The following is a 15,110-nucleotide window of genomic DNA, read 5'->3' as shown; positions in this document are numbered from 1 at the left end:
GCTCTCGTACGGCAACGTCCGAAAGCTCTCGTACGGCAAGCCGCCCCACCGGCCGCCCACCGCACTCCGGCTGAGGGCCCGTGCCCGGCGCTTCTGGCGAGTCGGCGCCCCTTCCCCGCCGCCACGCCCCCAGAACCCGCACACAAAGCCACACCCCCCACCACCCAAGTACGTCGCAGCGCGAAGCCAACGAGGTCGTCGGGCCACTACAAGCCCTCCCAGGCGCCGGGCCAGCGAGAGGATGCACGGCGAGGTGGTGTGGAACGCGGGGGCGCTACGGGCGTGCTTCTAGGCGCCGGGTTGGCGGGAGGGGGTGCGGTGGTGGTCGGCGCCTTGGGCGGCGGGGGAGTGGGGCCGGGGTGCCTGGGTTACGAAGCGCCGTGGCGGTGGGTGAGTGTCATCGACTCGCCGGAAGCGCCGGGCTGAGATCGGCAACCGAAGTGCGGTGGGCGGCCGGTGGCGGCGGCATGCCGTACAAGAGAAGCCGCAGCGCGAGAGAAGCCGCCGTACGAGAGAAGCTGCCGCGCGAGAGAAGCCACCGTGCGGGAGACCTGCCCAATATGGGGGTCGGCGACCGAAGTGCGGGTGGTGGCGGCATGCCGTACAGGAAGGACCGCCGCAAGAAGAGAAGTGGCCGCCAGAAGCCGAGAGTCAGTCGGCCTCGTTGAGGCCGATGGAGAAGGCGGCGTCGAGGTCGTGCTTGGAGTAGGCGCGGAAGGCGATGTGGGTCTCCGTGTGCAGGACCCCGGCGACCTTGTTGATGCGCCCGGGGACGATCTCGGCGATCTGCTCGTAGGCCGCGACGCGGACCATCGCCAGCAGGTCGTATGCGCCCGTGATCGAGTAGACCTCGCCGACCCCGTCGATCTCGGCGATCGTCTGGGCGACCTCCGGAATCCGGTCCACCTCGGCGTTGATGTGAACGATTGCCGTGACCATGCGCCCAACTCTAGCGGAGAGGCTTGTAGGCCAGGTCGATGCGGGCCTTGTGGCGGGCGGCGCCCCGGGCGGGCAGCGCCCACTCGCCGTCGACCTCGACCAGGCGCACCCCCGGCGACTCCAGCCAGCGCAGGATGCACTCGGTCTCCTCGGCACTGGCCGCGTGAACGGGGCCGGGGCCCGGGATGACGGTCTCGGCCGTGGCGACCAGGGATTCGACGAAAGGGACCGGGTGGGCTCCGCGCGGCATCACGCCGGCGGCGGCCAGACGGCCGTAGCGGACGACGTGGATCTCCCAGCGGCCGTCGAAGGCGGGCGCGGCGGCGACCAGTTGCGGGATGCGGGTGATGGCAGAAAGGCGCTGCATGCGGGCGGCCGCGCGGACGAAGGCGGCCAGCCGGTCGCGGTCGACCGAGGCCTCCTCGTAGCGCTGCTCCACCGACAGCCGCTCCATGCGCGCCTGGACCGCGGTGAAGACCATGGAGGCGTCGAGCGTCATGGCCTTGCGCGCGTTGTCGACGTGGAGGGAGTAGTCGGTCATGCTCTCGCGCCCCTCGCAGGGCGCGCCGCAGCGCCCCATCTCGTGCAGCACGCAGGCCGAACGGCGGGACCGCGGCGTGATCGGCTGGGTGCACTGCCGCAGCGGCACCGCCTCGTGCAGCGCGATGCGGGCATCGTCGGCCGAGCGGTTGCTGGTGAACGGCCCGAGGTAGGCGGCGTCGTCGTCCTTGACCTCGCGCACGATCGACAGGCGCGGGAACGGCTCGACGGTCAGCTTGAGCCACACCATCTTCTCGGGAAAGCGGGAGCGCCGGTTGTAGCGCGGCTTGGCGCCGCCGATCAGGCGCAGCTCCCGCACCTCCGCCTCCAACGTCGTGGCGCACACGATGTGGCGGACGTGGTCGGCGATGCCGATCATCTCGCGGATGCGCGGCCTGGTCTCGGAGGCGGTGAAGTAGGAGCGGACGCGGTTGCGCAGGTTGGTGGACTTGCCGATGTAGAGGATCTCGCCGCGCTCGTCCTCGAACAGGTAGACGCCGGGCGCGTGCGGCACCTGGTCGGCCAGGTGCCGCTTGCGCTGCTGCTCGGGCGTGGGCGCGCGGACGAACGACTTGAGCTCCTCCAGCGTGTGCACCTGGAAGGAGCCGGCCCGCTCGATCAGCCCGTGCAGCACATCGACGGTGGCCCTGGCGTCCTGCAGAGCGCGGTGGCAGGGCTCGGTGGGGGAGCGGAAGAAGCGGGCGAGCGTGGCCAGCTTGTGGTTGGGCGTCTCGTCGCGGGTCAGCACCCTGCGGGCCAGATCGACGGTGTCGACGACCGGGTTGGCGGGCGGGGGATAGCCGTTGGCGGCGCAGGCGGCCTTGACGAACCGGGTGTCGAAGCCGGCGTTGTGGGCGACCAGGACCGAGCCGGTGATGAACTCAAGAAAGCTGGGCAGCACCGCCTCGATGCGCGGCGCGGCCACCACCATGGCGTCGGTGATGCCGGTCAGCACGGAGATGAACGGCGGGATCGGCCCTCCTGGATCCACCAGCGTGGAGAACTCGCCGAGCATCTCGCCCGCCCGCACCTTCACCGCGCCGATCTCGGTGATGGAGTCTTCGGCCGGGGAGCCACCGGTAGTCTCCAGGTCGAAGACGACGAAGGTGACCTCGCTCAGCGGAGTGCCGAGCTCGTCGAGAGTGCCTTGTACCGCATCCACGACCAAGACCATAGAAGCAGGCACCGACAGTATCCTTCCCTGTATGCCCGGGGGACGACTTGCCGACCGCTACTCCCTGGTGCGGCCGCTGGGCAGCGGCGGCATGGGAAGGGTGTGGCTGGCCAGGGACGAGATGCTTGACCGCGAGGTGGCGGTCAAGGAGCTGACCCTGCAGGAAAACCTCCCGGCCAAGGAGCGCGCCGACCTGGTGACACGGGCGGTGCGCGAGGCGCGGGCCACCGCCATGCTGCGCCACCCGGGCGTCGTCGCCCTGCACGACGTCATCGTCGAGCACGAGCGCCCGTGGCTGGTGATGGAGCTGCTGCGCGGGCAGACGCTGGCCGACGCCGTGCGGGCGTACGGGCCGATGCCGGCCCAGCAGGTCGCCCGGATCGGCGCCGACGTCATGGAGGCGCTGCAGGCCGCGCACGCGCACGGCCTGCAGCACCGCGACGTCAAGCCGGGCAACGTCTACCTCACCGAGACCGGGCGGGTCGTGCTCACCGACTTCGGCATCGCCCGGCACGAGGGCATGGCCACGATCACCGAGCAGGGCCTGATGATCGGCTCGCCCGGGTTCATCGCCCCGGAACGGCTGGAGGGCGAGCCAGGAGGCCCGGCCGGCGACGTGTGGTCGCTCGGCGCGACGCTGTTCACGGCCGTGCAGGGATACCCGCCCTTCGACGGCTCGCCGGCCGAGCGCATCACGGCCACCCTCACCCAGCCGGTGCCGCGGGCTCCCGAGCCGCTCGGGCCGGTGCTCGAGGCGATGATGGCGCGGGTCCCCGCCGCCAGGCCCAGCGCCGCTGCCACCATCCACGCTCTTCGCCAGGTCGCGACGGGTCAGTCCCCCTTTATCCCGATAAATCGGGAAATGTCGGCACGAAAAGGTCGGGGCAAGGCGGTGATCTGGATCGCGGCCGCCGCGGCGATCGTGCTGGCAGCGGCCGCGGCGGCGTTCTTCCTGCTGAAGCCCGGCGAGCACGCCCTCCCCGAGGCCTTCACCCAGCCGATGAACGTCTGCACGCTCCTGTCCGCCCAGGACGTCGGCGGCCTGCTGCGCACCGGGCAGCCGCCCAAGCCCAAGCCGGGCTCCGACGACCTGGGCCCCAGGTGCGGCTGGGAGCTGCCGGGCACCGGAGTCGGCATCCAGATCCAGAAGGACTCCGACACCCCCGACCCGTGGTCGATGACGCCCCGCTCGGCGCAGACGCTCTTCGCCAACCAGCAGCGCTACTGGACCAAGTACGACCAGGTCGACTGGACCTGGCCGGAGATCGGCGTCAAGGGCTCGCAGCTGGCCAGGCGCACCCCGGTCAGGACCATCGGCGGCGTGGGCGAGCAGGCCTTCGCCTTCGAGCTCACCGGCAGGACGGGCAAGGTGCACACCGCCTACGTCTTCTACCGGCTGACCAACCTGGTGGTGAGCGTGGACTACACGACGCTGGCCACCAGCCCCACCGACGACCAGGTGCGCCAGGCGGCGCTCCAGGCCGCCAAGCAGACCGAGCAGGCCCTTCGCCGTGCGGGCTGAGCAGTACCTCCTGGCAGGCCGCTACCGACTGATGGAGCGGCTCGGCGAGGGCGGCGCCGGCACGGTGTGGCGGGCGGTCGACGAGACCCTGCACCGCGACGTGGCGGTCAAGCAGGTGCGCGTGCCGCGCGACCTCGACCCGCGCGAGCGCGCCCAGTTCGCCGAGCGGGCCATCCACGAGGCCAGGGCCGCCGGCAGGTTGCGCGACCCGGCCATCGTGCTCATCCACGACGTCGTCCTGGAGGGCGACCAGCCGTGGATCATCATGGATCTGTCCGCGGGCCGCTCCCTCGACCAGGTGATCAAGGAGTACGGGCCGCTGCCGCCCGGCCAGGTGGCCCGCATCGGGCTGCGCGTGCTGTCGGCGCTGGAGGTCGCGCACGCCCATCGCATCCTGCACCAGGACGTCAAGCCGGCCAACATCCTCATCGAGCCGGACGGCTCGGCCGTGCTCGCCGACTTCGGCATCGCCACCCCGATGGGCGGCCAGGGCGAGCTGTACGGCAGCGCGGGCTCGCCCGGGTACATGGCGCCCGAACGGCTCAACCAGCACGGCTCCGGCCCTTCCTCGGACCTGTGGTCGCTGGCGGCCAGCCTGTACACCGCCGTGGAGGGGCGGCCGCCGTTCGAGCGGGCGATGCCCGCCGCCGTGGCGGCAGCCGTACTGCTGCACGATCCGCCGTTCCCGCGCCTGGCAGGGCGTGAGCTGGGCGGGCTGCTGATGGCCATGCTGGCCAAGGACCCGGCAGCGCGTCCGTCGGCGCCGCAGGTCCGGGAGCGGCTGATGAACGTGACCGACACCGGCACCGTCCCTGCCCGGCGCCCCCGCCGCGGCCGGCTGGTGGCGCTCGTGCTGGCCGCGGTCGTCCTGCTCGGCGCGGGCGGGTGGTACGGCGTGGCCGTACTGACCGAGCCGGAGACCGGCAGGTTCGCGGCGGCGCCGGACCCGTGCACGCTGCTCACGGACGCCGACGCCGCCGGGCTGCTGGGCGGCCAGGCGCAGCGCACGGCCACCAGGGAGGGCGAGTGCCTCTGGCAGGTACGCGCGGGCAGCGAGGTGGCGCGCGTGCTGACGGTCAGGACCAGGACCGAGCCGCCGAGCGGCGGGCACGACGGACCTGGCGCGGCCCAGGTCCGCTTCGCCAGCGAGCGCGACACGCGGGCGGCCGGCGAGGGCACCACGTTCCGCAAGACCACCGGCAAGGTGATCGACGTGCCCGGCCTCGGGGACGCGGCGTTCGTCCAGGACTCCTACGAGCTGTACGTCGACTCCACCTCAAGCGGCGACTCCGACAGCATCGTGCTGCTGCGCGCGAGCAACCTGATAGGCGAGGTGGTCTACCACCGCGAGCGCGTGCCCCCCGCGGCTGCCGCCTCCCGCGACACCAGCGTGCGGGCCGCCCGGCTGGTGTTCGCCGCGCTGAAGTGACGCATGGGTGTAAGCGTTATGCAAGTGACGTGACTACCATGATTCACCGCAAGTCATGGCAAACCCCCAGGAGTCACTGAGTGAACCCCGGCAGCGACATCGAGCCGCCGACCAACCCCTACCGGGTGCCTGGCAGGCAGTTCGAGCAACCGACCATGCCACCGACGCCTCCCGGGTCGCAGAAGCGGCGCCGCCCCTGGGTCCTGCCCCTGGTGGCCGTCGTGGTCGTGGTGCTGCTCGCCGGGGGAGCGGGCGCCTTCCTGTTGTACGGCAAGGCCGCCTTCCGCAAGCAGGCGCAGCCGGCCCAGAGCAGGCCCACCGCGCAGGCGGCAGGCCAGCAGTCGGCCCCCGGGCCCGACGTGTGCGCGATGCTGCCGCAGGCCGAGGCCGACCGGCTGGTCCCGCGCGCGGCCGTGGCCAAGGACTCGCGCGACTCCGAGTACACGATCGACTTCCACTGCAACTGGCAGAACCAGCGGATCTCCTTCGGCGAGTTCTGGCGCAGCCGCGAGATCGACGTCACGATCGCGCAGCACAAGGGCGACGGCGCCAAGACCGGCCGGGCCATGGCCCAGAACTCCTACGAGGTCGACTACACCCAGGGCAAGTACGTCGAGACGGCCAAGCCCAAGCCGGAGAAGGGCGAGCGGGAGTACGTCTCGCCCGTCAAGGACGTCGCCGGCGTCGGTGACAGCGCCTTCGCCCAGTACACCTGGCGGCGCTCAGGCAAGCTGCTGTGGTACTCCTTCGGCACCGCCCAGGCCCGCGTGGGCGACATCACGATCGAGGTCAAGTTCCAGGCAGGGCAGCAGCGCAAGGACGCCCAGTTGCTGTCCAACCAGAGCACCCAGTCGATCAGCGAGGCCAACGCCATCCGCGAGGTGACAGGCCTGGCCGGCTACTTCGCCAAGGGCGCGGCCGCGTGGCAGGCCGCGCACCCGGACGCGCTGGCCCAGCCGGAGAAGGCCGGCACCAGCACGCCGACCGCGACGCCCGAGGCCACGCCGACCACGCTGTCCGCCTTCCCGCCCGCCTGCCAGGCGGTCGCCTCGACCGTTGACGGGCTGGTGCCGGGCGCGACGACCCGCGTCCGGGGCCTGGAGGAGGGCGCGGACACCCAGATCGAGTGCCGCTGGCTCAACCCGAACATCTCCTCCGGCGACCGCAAGCGGATCCGCAGCGTGCTGGTGACCGTGCACCAGTTCGCCAACCGGGCGGGCGACGCCGACGAGGGCGCGGCCAAGGGCTTCTACACCGAGAAGCTGGGCGGCGCGGGCAACATGGCGGGCTCGTCCATCGGCGGGGTCACCTGGGGCAGGACCGTGGCGCTGAAGGACTTGGGCGACCAGGCGTTCTCGCAGTACATCGCCTACAGGAAGGGCGACGTCTTCAACGGGGCCACCTCGGTGACCGTACGCAAGGCGGCCATCGTGATCCAGGTGGACTTCGCGGGCGCGGAAGGACCCAAGGACCAGCCGGCGAACTCGGCCAAGATACAGCTCCTGTCGCAGAAGGACGCCGACGCGGGCGCGCTCGCGATGACCAAGGCCATGCTCGACGCCCTCCTCAAGAAGCCCGTCGGCAGCTAGCCCGGCTTCAACGGTTAAAGAGCCTGCAACTGCTCTGCAAGTGGCGTAAATAAGCTGATTTCTACAAGACCTTGAGCCGCGTGATCGAACTTGCCCAGTACAGGGGCCTGGGCAAGTCCACCAGATCTCGCGGCTCTTTTCGTTCAGCGCCGCAGGAAGTCCTCGAGCAGACCGGGTACGGCTGCCGCCGCCAGGTCGAGACCGTCGCCCCGGCCCACGTCCAGCACGTCGTAGTGACCCTTGCCTGCCGCCGTCGTGGCCGAGACGGTCACCAGGTTCGCGCGACGCTGGAAGAACGACTGCTTGATCGTCCATCCCACGATGCCGCCACGGTCGAGCGCCACCGTGCTCCGCCCGGCCGACCCCGCGCGCATCACCAGGTGCCGGTCGCCCAGCGCGTGGCCGAGTCCCCGGTAGGCATCGAAGGCCACCCACAGCAGCGCCGGCAGCGCCGCCACGGGCACCGCCCACACCCACGCGCCCACCCAGCCGCGCGCCGCGGCGGCCGCCGCCGCGAGCAGCACCACCGCCGCCAGCGCCCGCACGATCCGGCGCCGCAACGCGGCCCCCGGATGCCCGGGCAACCGCCCGATCCACCCCGGATCCGCCACTGGCGCGGCATGCGCCCCAGAGCGCCCAGGACCGCTCGTCGAGACGCCTGCGATGGCAGCGACGGGTTCGGGGGCGAGGCGGGCGACGCGGGTGGCGATGCGTTCGGCGAGGTCCCTGGGCATGGGCGGGGTCAGCGCGGCCAGGTCCTCGTGCTCGTGCTCCTCCTTCTTGGCCAGGCCGGTCGCCACCGCCTTGACCCTGGCACCGCCGCCCAGGCGCAGCAGCAGCGGCTCGGACAGCTCCACCCCGCGCAGCCGCCGCTCCTCCAGCGTCAGCGACCGGCTGGTCAGCAGCCCGCGGCGCAGCCGCAGCCGTCCCGGCTCGCGTTCCAGCCGGTAGCGTCCCCACGTCTCGGCGTACAGCAGCAGCGCGCCCACGGTCCCGATCACCGCGTTGGCCGCCACCACCAGCGGCACCGTCACCCACGGGCGGGCGATGAGCCACTGCCAGGCGGCCTTGGCCGTGTCGGTGGTGTACAGGTCGACCCCGACCCAGTCCAGCACCTTGGCCAGCGCTCCGAGCACCAGCGCGCCGCCCAGGAAGGACCACACGCTCAGCGGCGCGTACCTGATCCACGACCAGCGCAGCTCGGCCAGCGGCCCGTCCTCGTGCTCGGCCTCATCCGTGTGCAACAGCGTACGGCGCAGCGTCTCGGCCTCCTGGCGCGTCAGCGGGTCCAGGGTCAGCTCTGTACGCTCGCCGGTGTGCTCCCCGGTGCCCACCTTGACCACGGTCAGGCCGAAGGCCCGCCGTACCGGATCGGCCTTGACGTCGACGCTGCGCACGCGGTCGAGCGGGATCGAGCGGTGCTGGCGGACGGCGATGCCCGAGCGCAGCTCGAGCCGGTCGTCGGTCAGCCGCCACGAGGTGGTGCGCAGCCGGGCCAGGTCGTAGGCCAGCGCGCCCGCCGCGATCAGCAGCACGAGCCCGGCGCTCGCCGCGACCATGGCGCCGAGCCGCCAGTCCATCCCGTAGAGCACCCGGACCAGGACCGTCACGCCGGGCACGGCCAGGCCGAGCGACGTCACCGCCGAGGCGGCCAGGCTCCTGGTGGGCAGCTTGCGCCAGGTCATGTCGCGTCTCCGGGGGTGGCCTGGGTGATCGCGGTCAGCCGCTCGGCCAGCTCGGCGGCCTGCTCGTGGTCGAGCGCCTCGATCTTGATGGCCCCGGCCGCCGAGGCGGTGGTGACCGTGACGTCGGCCAGCCCGAACAGCCGCTGCACCGGCCCCCGCGCGGTGTCGACCGTCTGGATGCGCGACATCGGCGCGATGCGCCAGGTGTGGGTGAGCCAGCCCTTGCGCGTGTAGACGGCCTCGGCGGTCACCTCCCAGCGTTCCACCCGGTAGTAGGCGCGCGGCACCGCCAGCGCCAGCGCCAGGCACAGGACGGCGAAGGCGACCGTGGCCACGCCCAGCCAGAGCCGGTGGTCGGTGAACAGCCAGTAGCAGGCCACGGCGGCGACCGCCGCAGGAACGGCCAGGATCAGCGCCTGGACGGTCCACCACGCGACGGCCCGCGGGTCGGCCTGGTTGCGCGGCGGGCGCAGTGTGGTCGTGCTCACCCTCGGCTTCCCTTCCTGGTCAGCGACTCGGCGGCCGACAGCAGCACCAGGCCGAGCACCCCGATCACGATCGCGGCGAACACCTCGTAGCCGCGCAGGAACGGCAGCAGGTTGACCAGCAGGAACTCGTGGGACCAGCGCCACCACCCGAACAGGGTGTTGATCACCCCGCCGATGCCCTGAAGCACGAGCAACCAGCCGAGGACCTGGAGTATCACCTTCATGGACCCCAGCCTGCCGACGGGCCTCCCGCGCCCGCTTCGGCCACAGGTAGCGCGCGACATCTACTTTGGTCGCTGTCGGCGACTCCCGCGCAGGCCCTAACCTCGGAGAACGTGACGGAGTATCGATGGTTGCTGCCCTCGGTCATGCTGGGCGACGGCAGCGAGGGGCGGCCGGTCAAGCGGTCGACCCGCGACTGGATCGTCGACACCGTCATGTTCCTGCTGGCCTGCGCGGTGGCCTACATCTCGGCTCCCGAGCTCAGCAAGGATCCCCAGCCGCTGGTGGTGACCGAGCAGGTCATCGGGGCCCTGTCGTGCGCGGCCGTGTGGCTGCGGCGCCGCTGGCCGGTCATGCTGGCACTGGTGGCGACCACGCTGTCGAGCGTCCTCACGCTGGTGGGCGGCGCGGCCGCGGTCGGGCTGTTCACCGTGGCGGTGCACCGGCCGTTCAAGATCTCCGGGCCGATCGCCGCGCTCAGCCTGCTCACCCTGGTGCCCTACATCATGCTCGGGCGGGACGAATCGCTGCCGCCCATGGCCCAGCTCGCGATCAGCGCGGCGCTGGTGCTGACCATCTTCGCCTGGGGAGTCGTGGTGCGGGCCAGGCGGCAGCTGGTGTGGTCGCTGCGCCAGCGGGCGGATCTCGCGGCCGAAGAGGCCAAGCGGCTGGAGCGGGAGCGGATCGCCAGGGAGATGCACGACGTGCTGGCCCACCGGATCTCGATGCTGAGCCTGCACGCAGGCGCGCTGGAGTTCAGGCCGGACGCGCCGGCGGCGGAGATCGCCAGGGCGGCGGGCGCGATCAGGGGGAGCGCGCACCAGGCGCTGCAGGACCTGCGCGAGGTCATCGGGGTGCTGCGCCACGCGCCCGACGAGCAGGTGCCCGACCGGCCGCAGCCCACGCTGGCCGGCGTGTCCGCGCTGGTCGAGGAGTGCAGGGGAGCGGGCATGACGGTGACGCTGTCGCAGCTGCCCGCGGCGGTCCCCGATGGGCTCGGGCGCAACGCCTACCGCATCGTGCAGGAGGCGCTCACCAACGCCCGCAAGCACGCGGGAGGCGCGCCGGTGACGGTGACCGTGTCGGGGAAACAGGGGGAGAGGTTGATCGTGGAGGTGCGCAATCCTGTGGGCGTACGGCATCGCATCCCGGGAGCCGGGGCCGGGCTCATCGGCCTGACCGAGCGGGCGGAGCTGGCAGGCGGACGGCTCGAGCACGGGCCGACGCCGGGTGGCGACTTCGTGGTGCGTGCCTGGCTGCCGTGGCGGGCCAAGGAGGTCGCGTGATCCGGGTGCTGATCGTGGACGACGACGCGCTGGTGCGCGCCGGGCTCTCGATGATCCTGTCCGGCGCGGGCGACATCGAGCTCGTGGGGGAGGCCGGCGACGGGGCCCAGGTGCCGCCGATGGTCGCCGAGCACAAGCCCGACGTGGTGCTGATGGACATCCGGATGCCCGAGGTCGACGGGCTCACCGCCACCGAGCGGCTGCGCGCCACCTCCGCACCGCCCGAGGTGGTCGTGCTGACGACCTTCCACGCCGACGCCCAGGTGCTGCGGGCGCTGCGCGCCGGAGCGGCCGGGTTCCTGCTCAAGGACATCCCGCCGCGCGACCTGGTGGAGTCGATCAGGAAGGTGGCCGCGGGCGAGCCGATCCTGTCGCCCGTGGTGACCAGGCAGCTCATCTCGCACGTGTCGGAGGGCGGCAACGGCGGGCGGCGCGACGGCGCGCGGGCCCAGCTCGACCGGCTCAGTGAGCGCGAGCGGGAGGTGGCGCTGGCCGTCGGGCAGGGCAAGTCCAACGCCGAGATCGCCAAGGAGCTGTACATGAGCGTGGCCACGGTCAAGGCGCACGTCTCGCGGGTGCTGACCAAGCTCGGGTTGAACAACCGGGTCCAGGTCGCGTTGCTGGTCTACGACGCTATCCCGTGATCAGCTCCTCCAGGGCGGCGCGGTGCATGACCAGGTCGTCGGGGTCGTCCGGCCGGGGCTGCTCGCCGAAGTGGATACGGCGCTGCCATACCCTGGCCATGATGATCCCGTGCCGTAGCGCCGCGTAGGTCTCGTAGAAGTCCATGTCGCGCGGCTCGTGGCCGGTCAGTTCCCGGTAGGTGCGGCAGACGTCCTCGCGGCGCATGAAGTCGGGCAGCCCGGGCAGCTCGAACACCACCGCGATGTCCTGGAAGAACCGGTGCAGGAAGATCATCCAGCCCAGGTCGAGCTCCCTGGGCCCGGCCGCGGCCATCTCCCAGTCGAGCACCGCCACCGGCGTGAAGTCCCGGTACATGACGTTGCCGATCCGGGCGTCGCCCCAGCTGAGCACGTCGGGCCCCGGATCTGCCGGCCAGTGCGCCTCCAGCCAGTCGAAGGCCCGCTCCAGCAGCGGGATCGGCCGCTCCGCGTGCGCCCAGGCGTAGTAGGCGCGCTGCTCGTCCACGTGCGCGCGCAGCCCGCGCACGCCCAGCACGGCCAGTTCGGACTCGGCGAAAGGCGCGTCGTGCAGCGCGGCCACGATCGCCACGGTCGCCTCCTGCAGGCGCCGCCGGTCGCCGGGCGCGGCCTCGGCCAGCCAGCCGCCCATCGTGTAGGGCATGACGTCCGGCGGGACCTCGCCGTCCTCGCGCTCCATCACGAAGAACGGCGTGCCGAGCGGCCCGGGATCGGGCTCGAACCACAGCGCCCTGGGCGCGGGGATGCCCGCCCGATCCCTGGCCAGGCGCATGATCTCGAACTGGGCCCGCAGGTCGTAGGCGGGGAAGACCGGCACCGCCTCGGCCGCGGGGGCCATCCTGGCCACGCAACGCTGAGAGTTGGCTGTGAAGAACAGCGTCTCGCTCGACATGCCGTTTCCCGACGGCCGCGACAGTTCCGAAACGGTGACGGGTCCGGCGATCCTGCCCGTCAGCCACGCGCGCACGCGATCCTGTAGTTCCCCCAGGTCGCGTGTGGAGGTGCGCATCTCGTCGGTCATGGTCCGCCTCCGGGTCTCCGGACAGTCGTACACCCCTACCAAGCGCTTGTCCATACAGGATGACCGGTTACGGTCAGGTACGCGGCAGCCGTACCCTTGTCTGAAAGGGCACGTCACGAAGGGACAGTGGGATGAGCTCAGCGGGTGAAGGCCTGTCTCGCCCGCTTCCCGAGCAGGTGCGGCTCAACGTCGTCGACCTGGCCGCTCAGGTCCTCGGCTCGATGCCCGCTGCCACCATCCCGCCGCCGCTGCGCGGCATCGCCAAGTTCGACCCGCGTAAGCGCGCCAAGCTGGGCAGCGCCCCGATCGCCGCCCAGCTGGAGAACGACAAGGAGTTCCGCGAGGTCATCGCGGAGTCGGTGACCGCCGGCTGGCCCGAGCTGGTGGCCTCGCTGGTCGAGGGCAACGTGCCGCCCGCGGCCGATCCGGTGCTCGTGGCCGCCGCCGCCTACCTCACCCGCCCGCCCGGCTGGGCGGAGATGGTCGAGGCCGCGCGGGCCGACCTGGAGCAGTCGGCCGTGGCGGCCGAGGGCTCGGCGCAGGAGGAGGCGGTCGCCAAGCTGCGCGAGCAGCTCGCCGTACAGAAGAGCGCCGCCAAGGAGGAGTCCGACCGCCTGCGCGAGCAGCTCAAGCTGGCCCGCACGGAGAACTCCGACCTGCGCCGCAAGCTGCACGAAGCGCGCGAGCGCGCGAAGTCCGCGGTACGGCGGGCCGAGGAGATGGAGCACGTGGCCGGGGAGGCCAGGTCGGCGGCCACCGCCGCGGGCAGCGCGGGGGAGCAGGAGCTGCGGCGGCTGCGCGAGCGCCTGGCCGATGTGGAGAAGCAGCTGGAGGCCTCCCGCCGGGCCGCCCGCGAGGGCCGCAGCATCGAGGACGCGCGCATCCGCGTCCTGCTGGACGCGCTGCAGGACGCCTCCGCGGGGCTGCGCAGGGAGCTGGCGCTGCCGACCACGATCAGCAAGCCGGCGGACTCCGTCGCCGCGATCAGCCCGGGAGCGCCGGGGGTGCGCGGGGTGCCCGCGCGGGCCCTGGCCGACGACGACCCGCAGCTGCTCGACCAGCTGCTGGCGCTGCCGCAGGTGCACCTGATCATCGACGGCTACAACGTGACCAAGACCGGCTACGGCACGCTCACGCTGGCCGACCAGCGCAACCGGCTGATGACCGGGCTCGGCGGGCTCGTGGCGCAGACCAGGGTCGAGGTGACCGTGGTCTTCGACGGCGCGGAGCTCAACGCCCCCGTGCAGGTCGTGGCGCCGCGCGGGGTCCGCGTGCTGTTCAGCGCGCCGGGGGAGATAGCCGACGACCTCATCCGCCAGCTGGTGCGGGCGGAGCCGCCAGGCAGGGCCATCGCGGTGGTGTCGTCCGACCGCGAGGTCGCCGAATCCGTGCGGCGGATGGGTGCCAGACCCGTTCCTTCTGGAGTGCTGCTGCGCAGGCTCGGTCGCGCCTAGATTTCCTCCAGATGACAAATCGGCGGAATATCTAACGAGCTCAGCCGCCACATCTGTACTATTTCGCCCCAGATGTGATCCGCTGGGAGGCGTTGCTGTGAAGTTCGTTCGGGTGCCGCTGGCCGCTGGTCTCGCGATCGGGCTGCTGCTCTCGCCGAACGGAGGTGCGCTGGCCGCGCCGAAACCCACGCTCAAGCAGGCCAAGGCCAAGCTCGCCAAGCTCAACGACCAGGCGGACAAGGTCGTCGACCGCTACAACACCGCCAACGAGAAGTACAAGAAGGCCAAGCAGGCCTACGGCAAGCTGAACGACCGCTACAAGAGCAGGCTCGCCACCGTGGCGGGCCTGCGCGATCAGGTCGTGGCCATCGCCGTCAACGCCTACACCTCCGGCATGGATCCGGCCTCGCTGCCCGCCATCGTCCAGCAGAGCGACCCGGCGGGCATGCTCAACGGGCTCGCGCTGGCCGACCGGCTGAATGCCGAGCGGGGCGAGACCCTGGCCGCCTTCGACGAGCAGAACCGCGGACTCAAGACCGAGCGCGACGGCGCCCAGCAGGCCTACCAGCAGGCCACACAGCAGCGCGACGCGGTCGAGAAGGAACGCGGCGAGATCCTCAAGCTCATCGCCCAGCAGAAGAAGCTGCTGAAGCGTCTGGGGGCCTACCAGGCGGGCGACCCCAACAGCCACGGCCAGGTGTACACCGGGCCCGCCTCCGGCAGCGCCGCGGCCGCGCTGAAGTTCGCCTACGCCCAGATCGGCAAGCCCTACGTCTTCGGCGGCACCGGGCCGGGCGGCTGGGACTGCTCGGGGCTCATGCAGGCGGCCTGGCGGGCCGCGGGCGTGTCTCTCCCGCGCACGACGTGGGAGCAGTGGGCCTGGGGCTCGAGCCGCAAGGTCTCCATGGACGCGCTCGAGCCGGGCGACCTGATCTTCAACTCCGGCCTCGGCCATGTCGTCATGTACGCCGGCAACGGCGAGATCGTCCACGCGCCCCAGACGGGCGACGTGGTCAAGGTGGTCAAGCTGTCCAGCTACGGCAGCGGCTTCGCCGGCGCGATCCGGCCCTAGCTTTCGAGCCCCCTTACCCGTACGGCA

The 15,110-nt window shown here is 71.8% G+C and carries 13 protein-coding genes; 7 read left to right on the top strand and 6 right to left on the bottom strand.

Going from position 1 to position 15,110, the window contains the following annotated elements:
• Positions 1-651: 651 nt before the first annotated feature.
• A complete protein-coding gene (locus ACIBHX_RS11945) occupies positions 652-939 on the bottom strand; it encodes an Lrp/AsnC family transcriptional regulator (protein WP_397066695.1) in 288 nt (95 codons plus the stop codon).
• Positions 940-949: 10 nt separating this feature from the next.
• Positions 950-2,653, bottom strand: coding sequence for a DEDD exonuclease domain-containing protein (locus tag ACIBHX_RS11940; RefSeq protein ID WP_397067071.1), 1,704 nt, complete (start codon positions 2,651-2,653; stop codon positions 950-952).
• A gap of 31 nt (positions 2,654-2,684) precedes the next feature.
• Here ACIBHX_RS11940 and ACIBHX_RS11935 point away from each other — a divergent pair, with 31 nt between their 5' ends.
• From ACIBHX_RS11935 to ACIBHX_RS11925, 3 genes are all read left to right on the top strand, one after another.
• A complete protein-coding gene (locus ACIBHX_RS11935) occupies positions 2,685-4,175 on the top strand; it encodes a serine/threonine-protein kinase (protein WP_397066693.1) in 1,491 nt (496 codons plus the stop codon).
• On the top strand, positions 4,165-5,604 hold the full coding sequence (locus ACIBHX_RS11930) for a serine/threonine-protein kinase (protein ID WP_397066691.1): 1,440 nt from the start codon (positions 4,165-4,167) through the stop codon (positions 5,602-5,604). The genes ACIBHX_RS11935 and ACIBHX_RS11930 overlap by 11 nt, the downstream gene beginning before the upstream one ends.
• Before the next feature lie 80 nt (positions 5,605-5,684).
• Positions 5,685-7,193 (top strand): hypothetical protein, encoded by a 1,509-nt coding sequence (locus ACIBHX_RS11925; RefSeq protein ID WP_397066689.1) that lies wholly within the window; start codon positions 5,685-5,687, stop codon positions 7,191-7,193.
• Positions 7,194-7,336: 143 nt separating this feature from the next.
• Here the strand turns inward: ACIBHX_RS11925 and ACIBHX_RS11920 are convergent, their stop codons facing one another.
• Genes ACIBHX_RS11920 through ACIBHX_RS11910 form a run of 3 tightly spaced genes read right to left on the bottom strand, consistent with a single transcriptional unit; the run spans position 7,337 to position 9,590 of the window.
• On the bottom strand, positions 7,337-8,878 hold the full coding sequence (locus ACIBHX_RS11920; RefSeq protein ID WP_397066688.1) for a PH domain-containing protein: 1,542 nt from the start codon (positions 8,876-8,878) through the stop codon (positions 7,337-7,339).
• Complete coding sequence (locus tag ACIBHX_RS11915; RefSeq protein ID WP_397066686.1) at positions 8,875-9,366, bottom strand: PH domain-containing protein; 492 nt, start codon at positions 9,364-9,366, stop codon at positions 8,875-8,877. The genes ACIBHX_RS11920 and ACIBHX_RS11915 overlap by 4 nt, the downstream gene beginning before the upstream one ends.
• Positions 9,363-9,590: a hypothetical protein gene (locus ACIBHX_RS11910; protein WP_397066684.1), complete on the bottom strand. Its 228-nt coding sequence runs from the start codon at positions 9,588-9,590 to the stop codon at positions 9,363-9,365. The genes ACIBHX_RS11915 and ACIBHX_RS11910 overlap by 4 nt, the downstream gene beginning before the upstream one ends.
• A gap of 111 nt (positions 9,591-9,701) precedes the next feature.
• Here ACIBHX_RS11910 and ACIBHX_RS11905 point away from each other — a divergent pair, with 111 nt between their 5' ends.
• Positions 9,702-10,874, top strand: coding sequence for a sensor histidine kinase (locus ACIBHX_RS11905; RefSeq protein WP_397066682.1), 1,173 nt, complete (start codon positions 9,702-9,704; stop codon positions 10,872-10,874).
• Positions 10,871-11,518, top strand: a complete 648-nt coding sequence (locus ACIBHX_RS11900; RefSeq protein WP_397066680.1) for a response regulator — start codon at positions 10,871-10,873, stop codon at positions 11,516-11,518. Before ACIBHX_RS11905 ends, ACIBHX_RS11900 begins: the two co-directional genes overlap by 4 nt.
• Here ACIBHX_RS11900 and ACIBHX_RS11895 read toward each other — a convergent pair.
• Positions 11,508-12,557 (bottom strand): phosphotransferase family protein, encoded by a 1,050-nt coding sequence (locus ACIBHX_RS11895; protein ID WP_397066678.1) that lies wholly within the window; start codon positions 12,555-12,557, stop codon positions 11,508-11,510. The genes ACIBHX_RS11900 and ACIBHX_RS11895 overlap by 11 nt on opposite strands.
• 131 nt (positions 12,558-12,688) lie before the next feature.
• Between ACIBHX_RS11895 and ACIBHX_RS11890 the strand changes: the two genes are divergently transcribed.
• Both ACIBHX_RS11890 and ACIBHX_RS11885 read left to right on the top strand, forming a co-directional pair.
• Positions 12,689-14,011 carry an NYN domain-containing protein gene (locus tag ACIBHX_RS11890; RefSeq protein WP_397066676.1) on the top strand — a complete coding sequence of 441 codons (1,323 nt, stop codon included), beginning with the start codon at positions 12,689-12,691 and terminating at the stop codon, positions 14,009-14,011.
• A 97-nt stretch (positions 14,012-14,108) separates the two neighbouring features.
• On the top strand, positions 14,109-15,083 hold the full coding sequence (locus ACIBHX_RS11885) for an NlpC/P60 family protein (protein WP_397066674.1): 975 nt from the start codon (positions 14,109-14,111) through the stop codon (positions 15,081-15,083).
• The last annotated feature ends 27 nt before the right edge of the window (positions 15,084-15,110 follow it).

The sequence above is a fragment of the Nonomuraea sp. NPDC050536 genome, assembly GCF_044457685.1.
GTDB lineage: Bacteria > Actinomycetota > Actinomycetes > Streptosporangiales > Streptosporangiaceae > Nonomuraea.
This window is presented reverse-complemented; position numbering and strand designations above follow the sequence as displayed.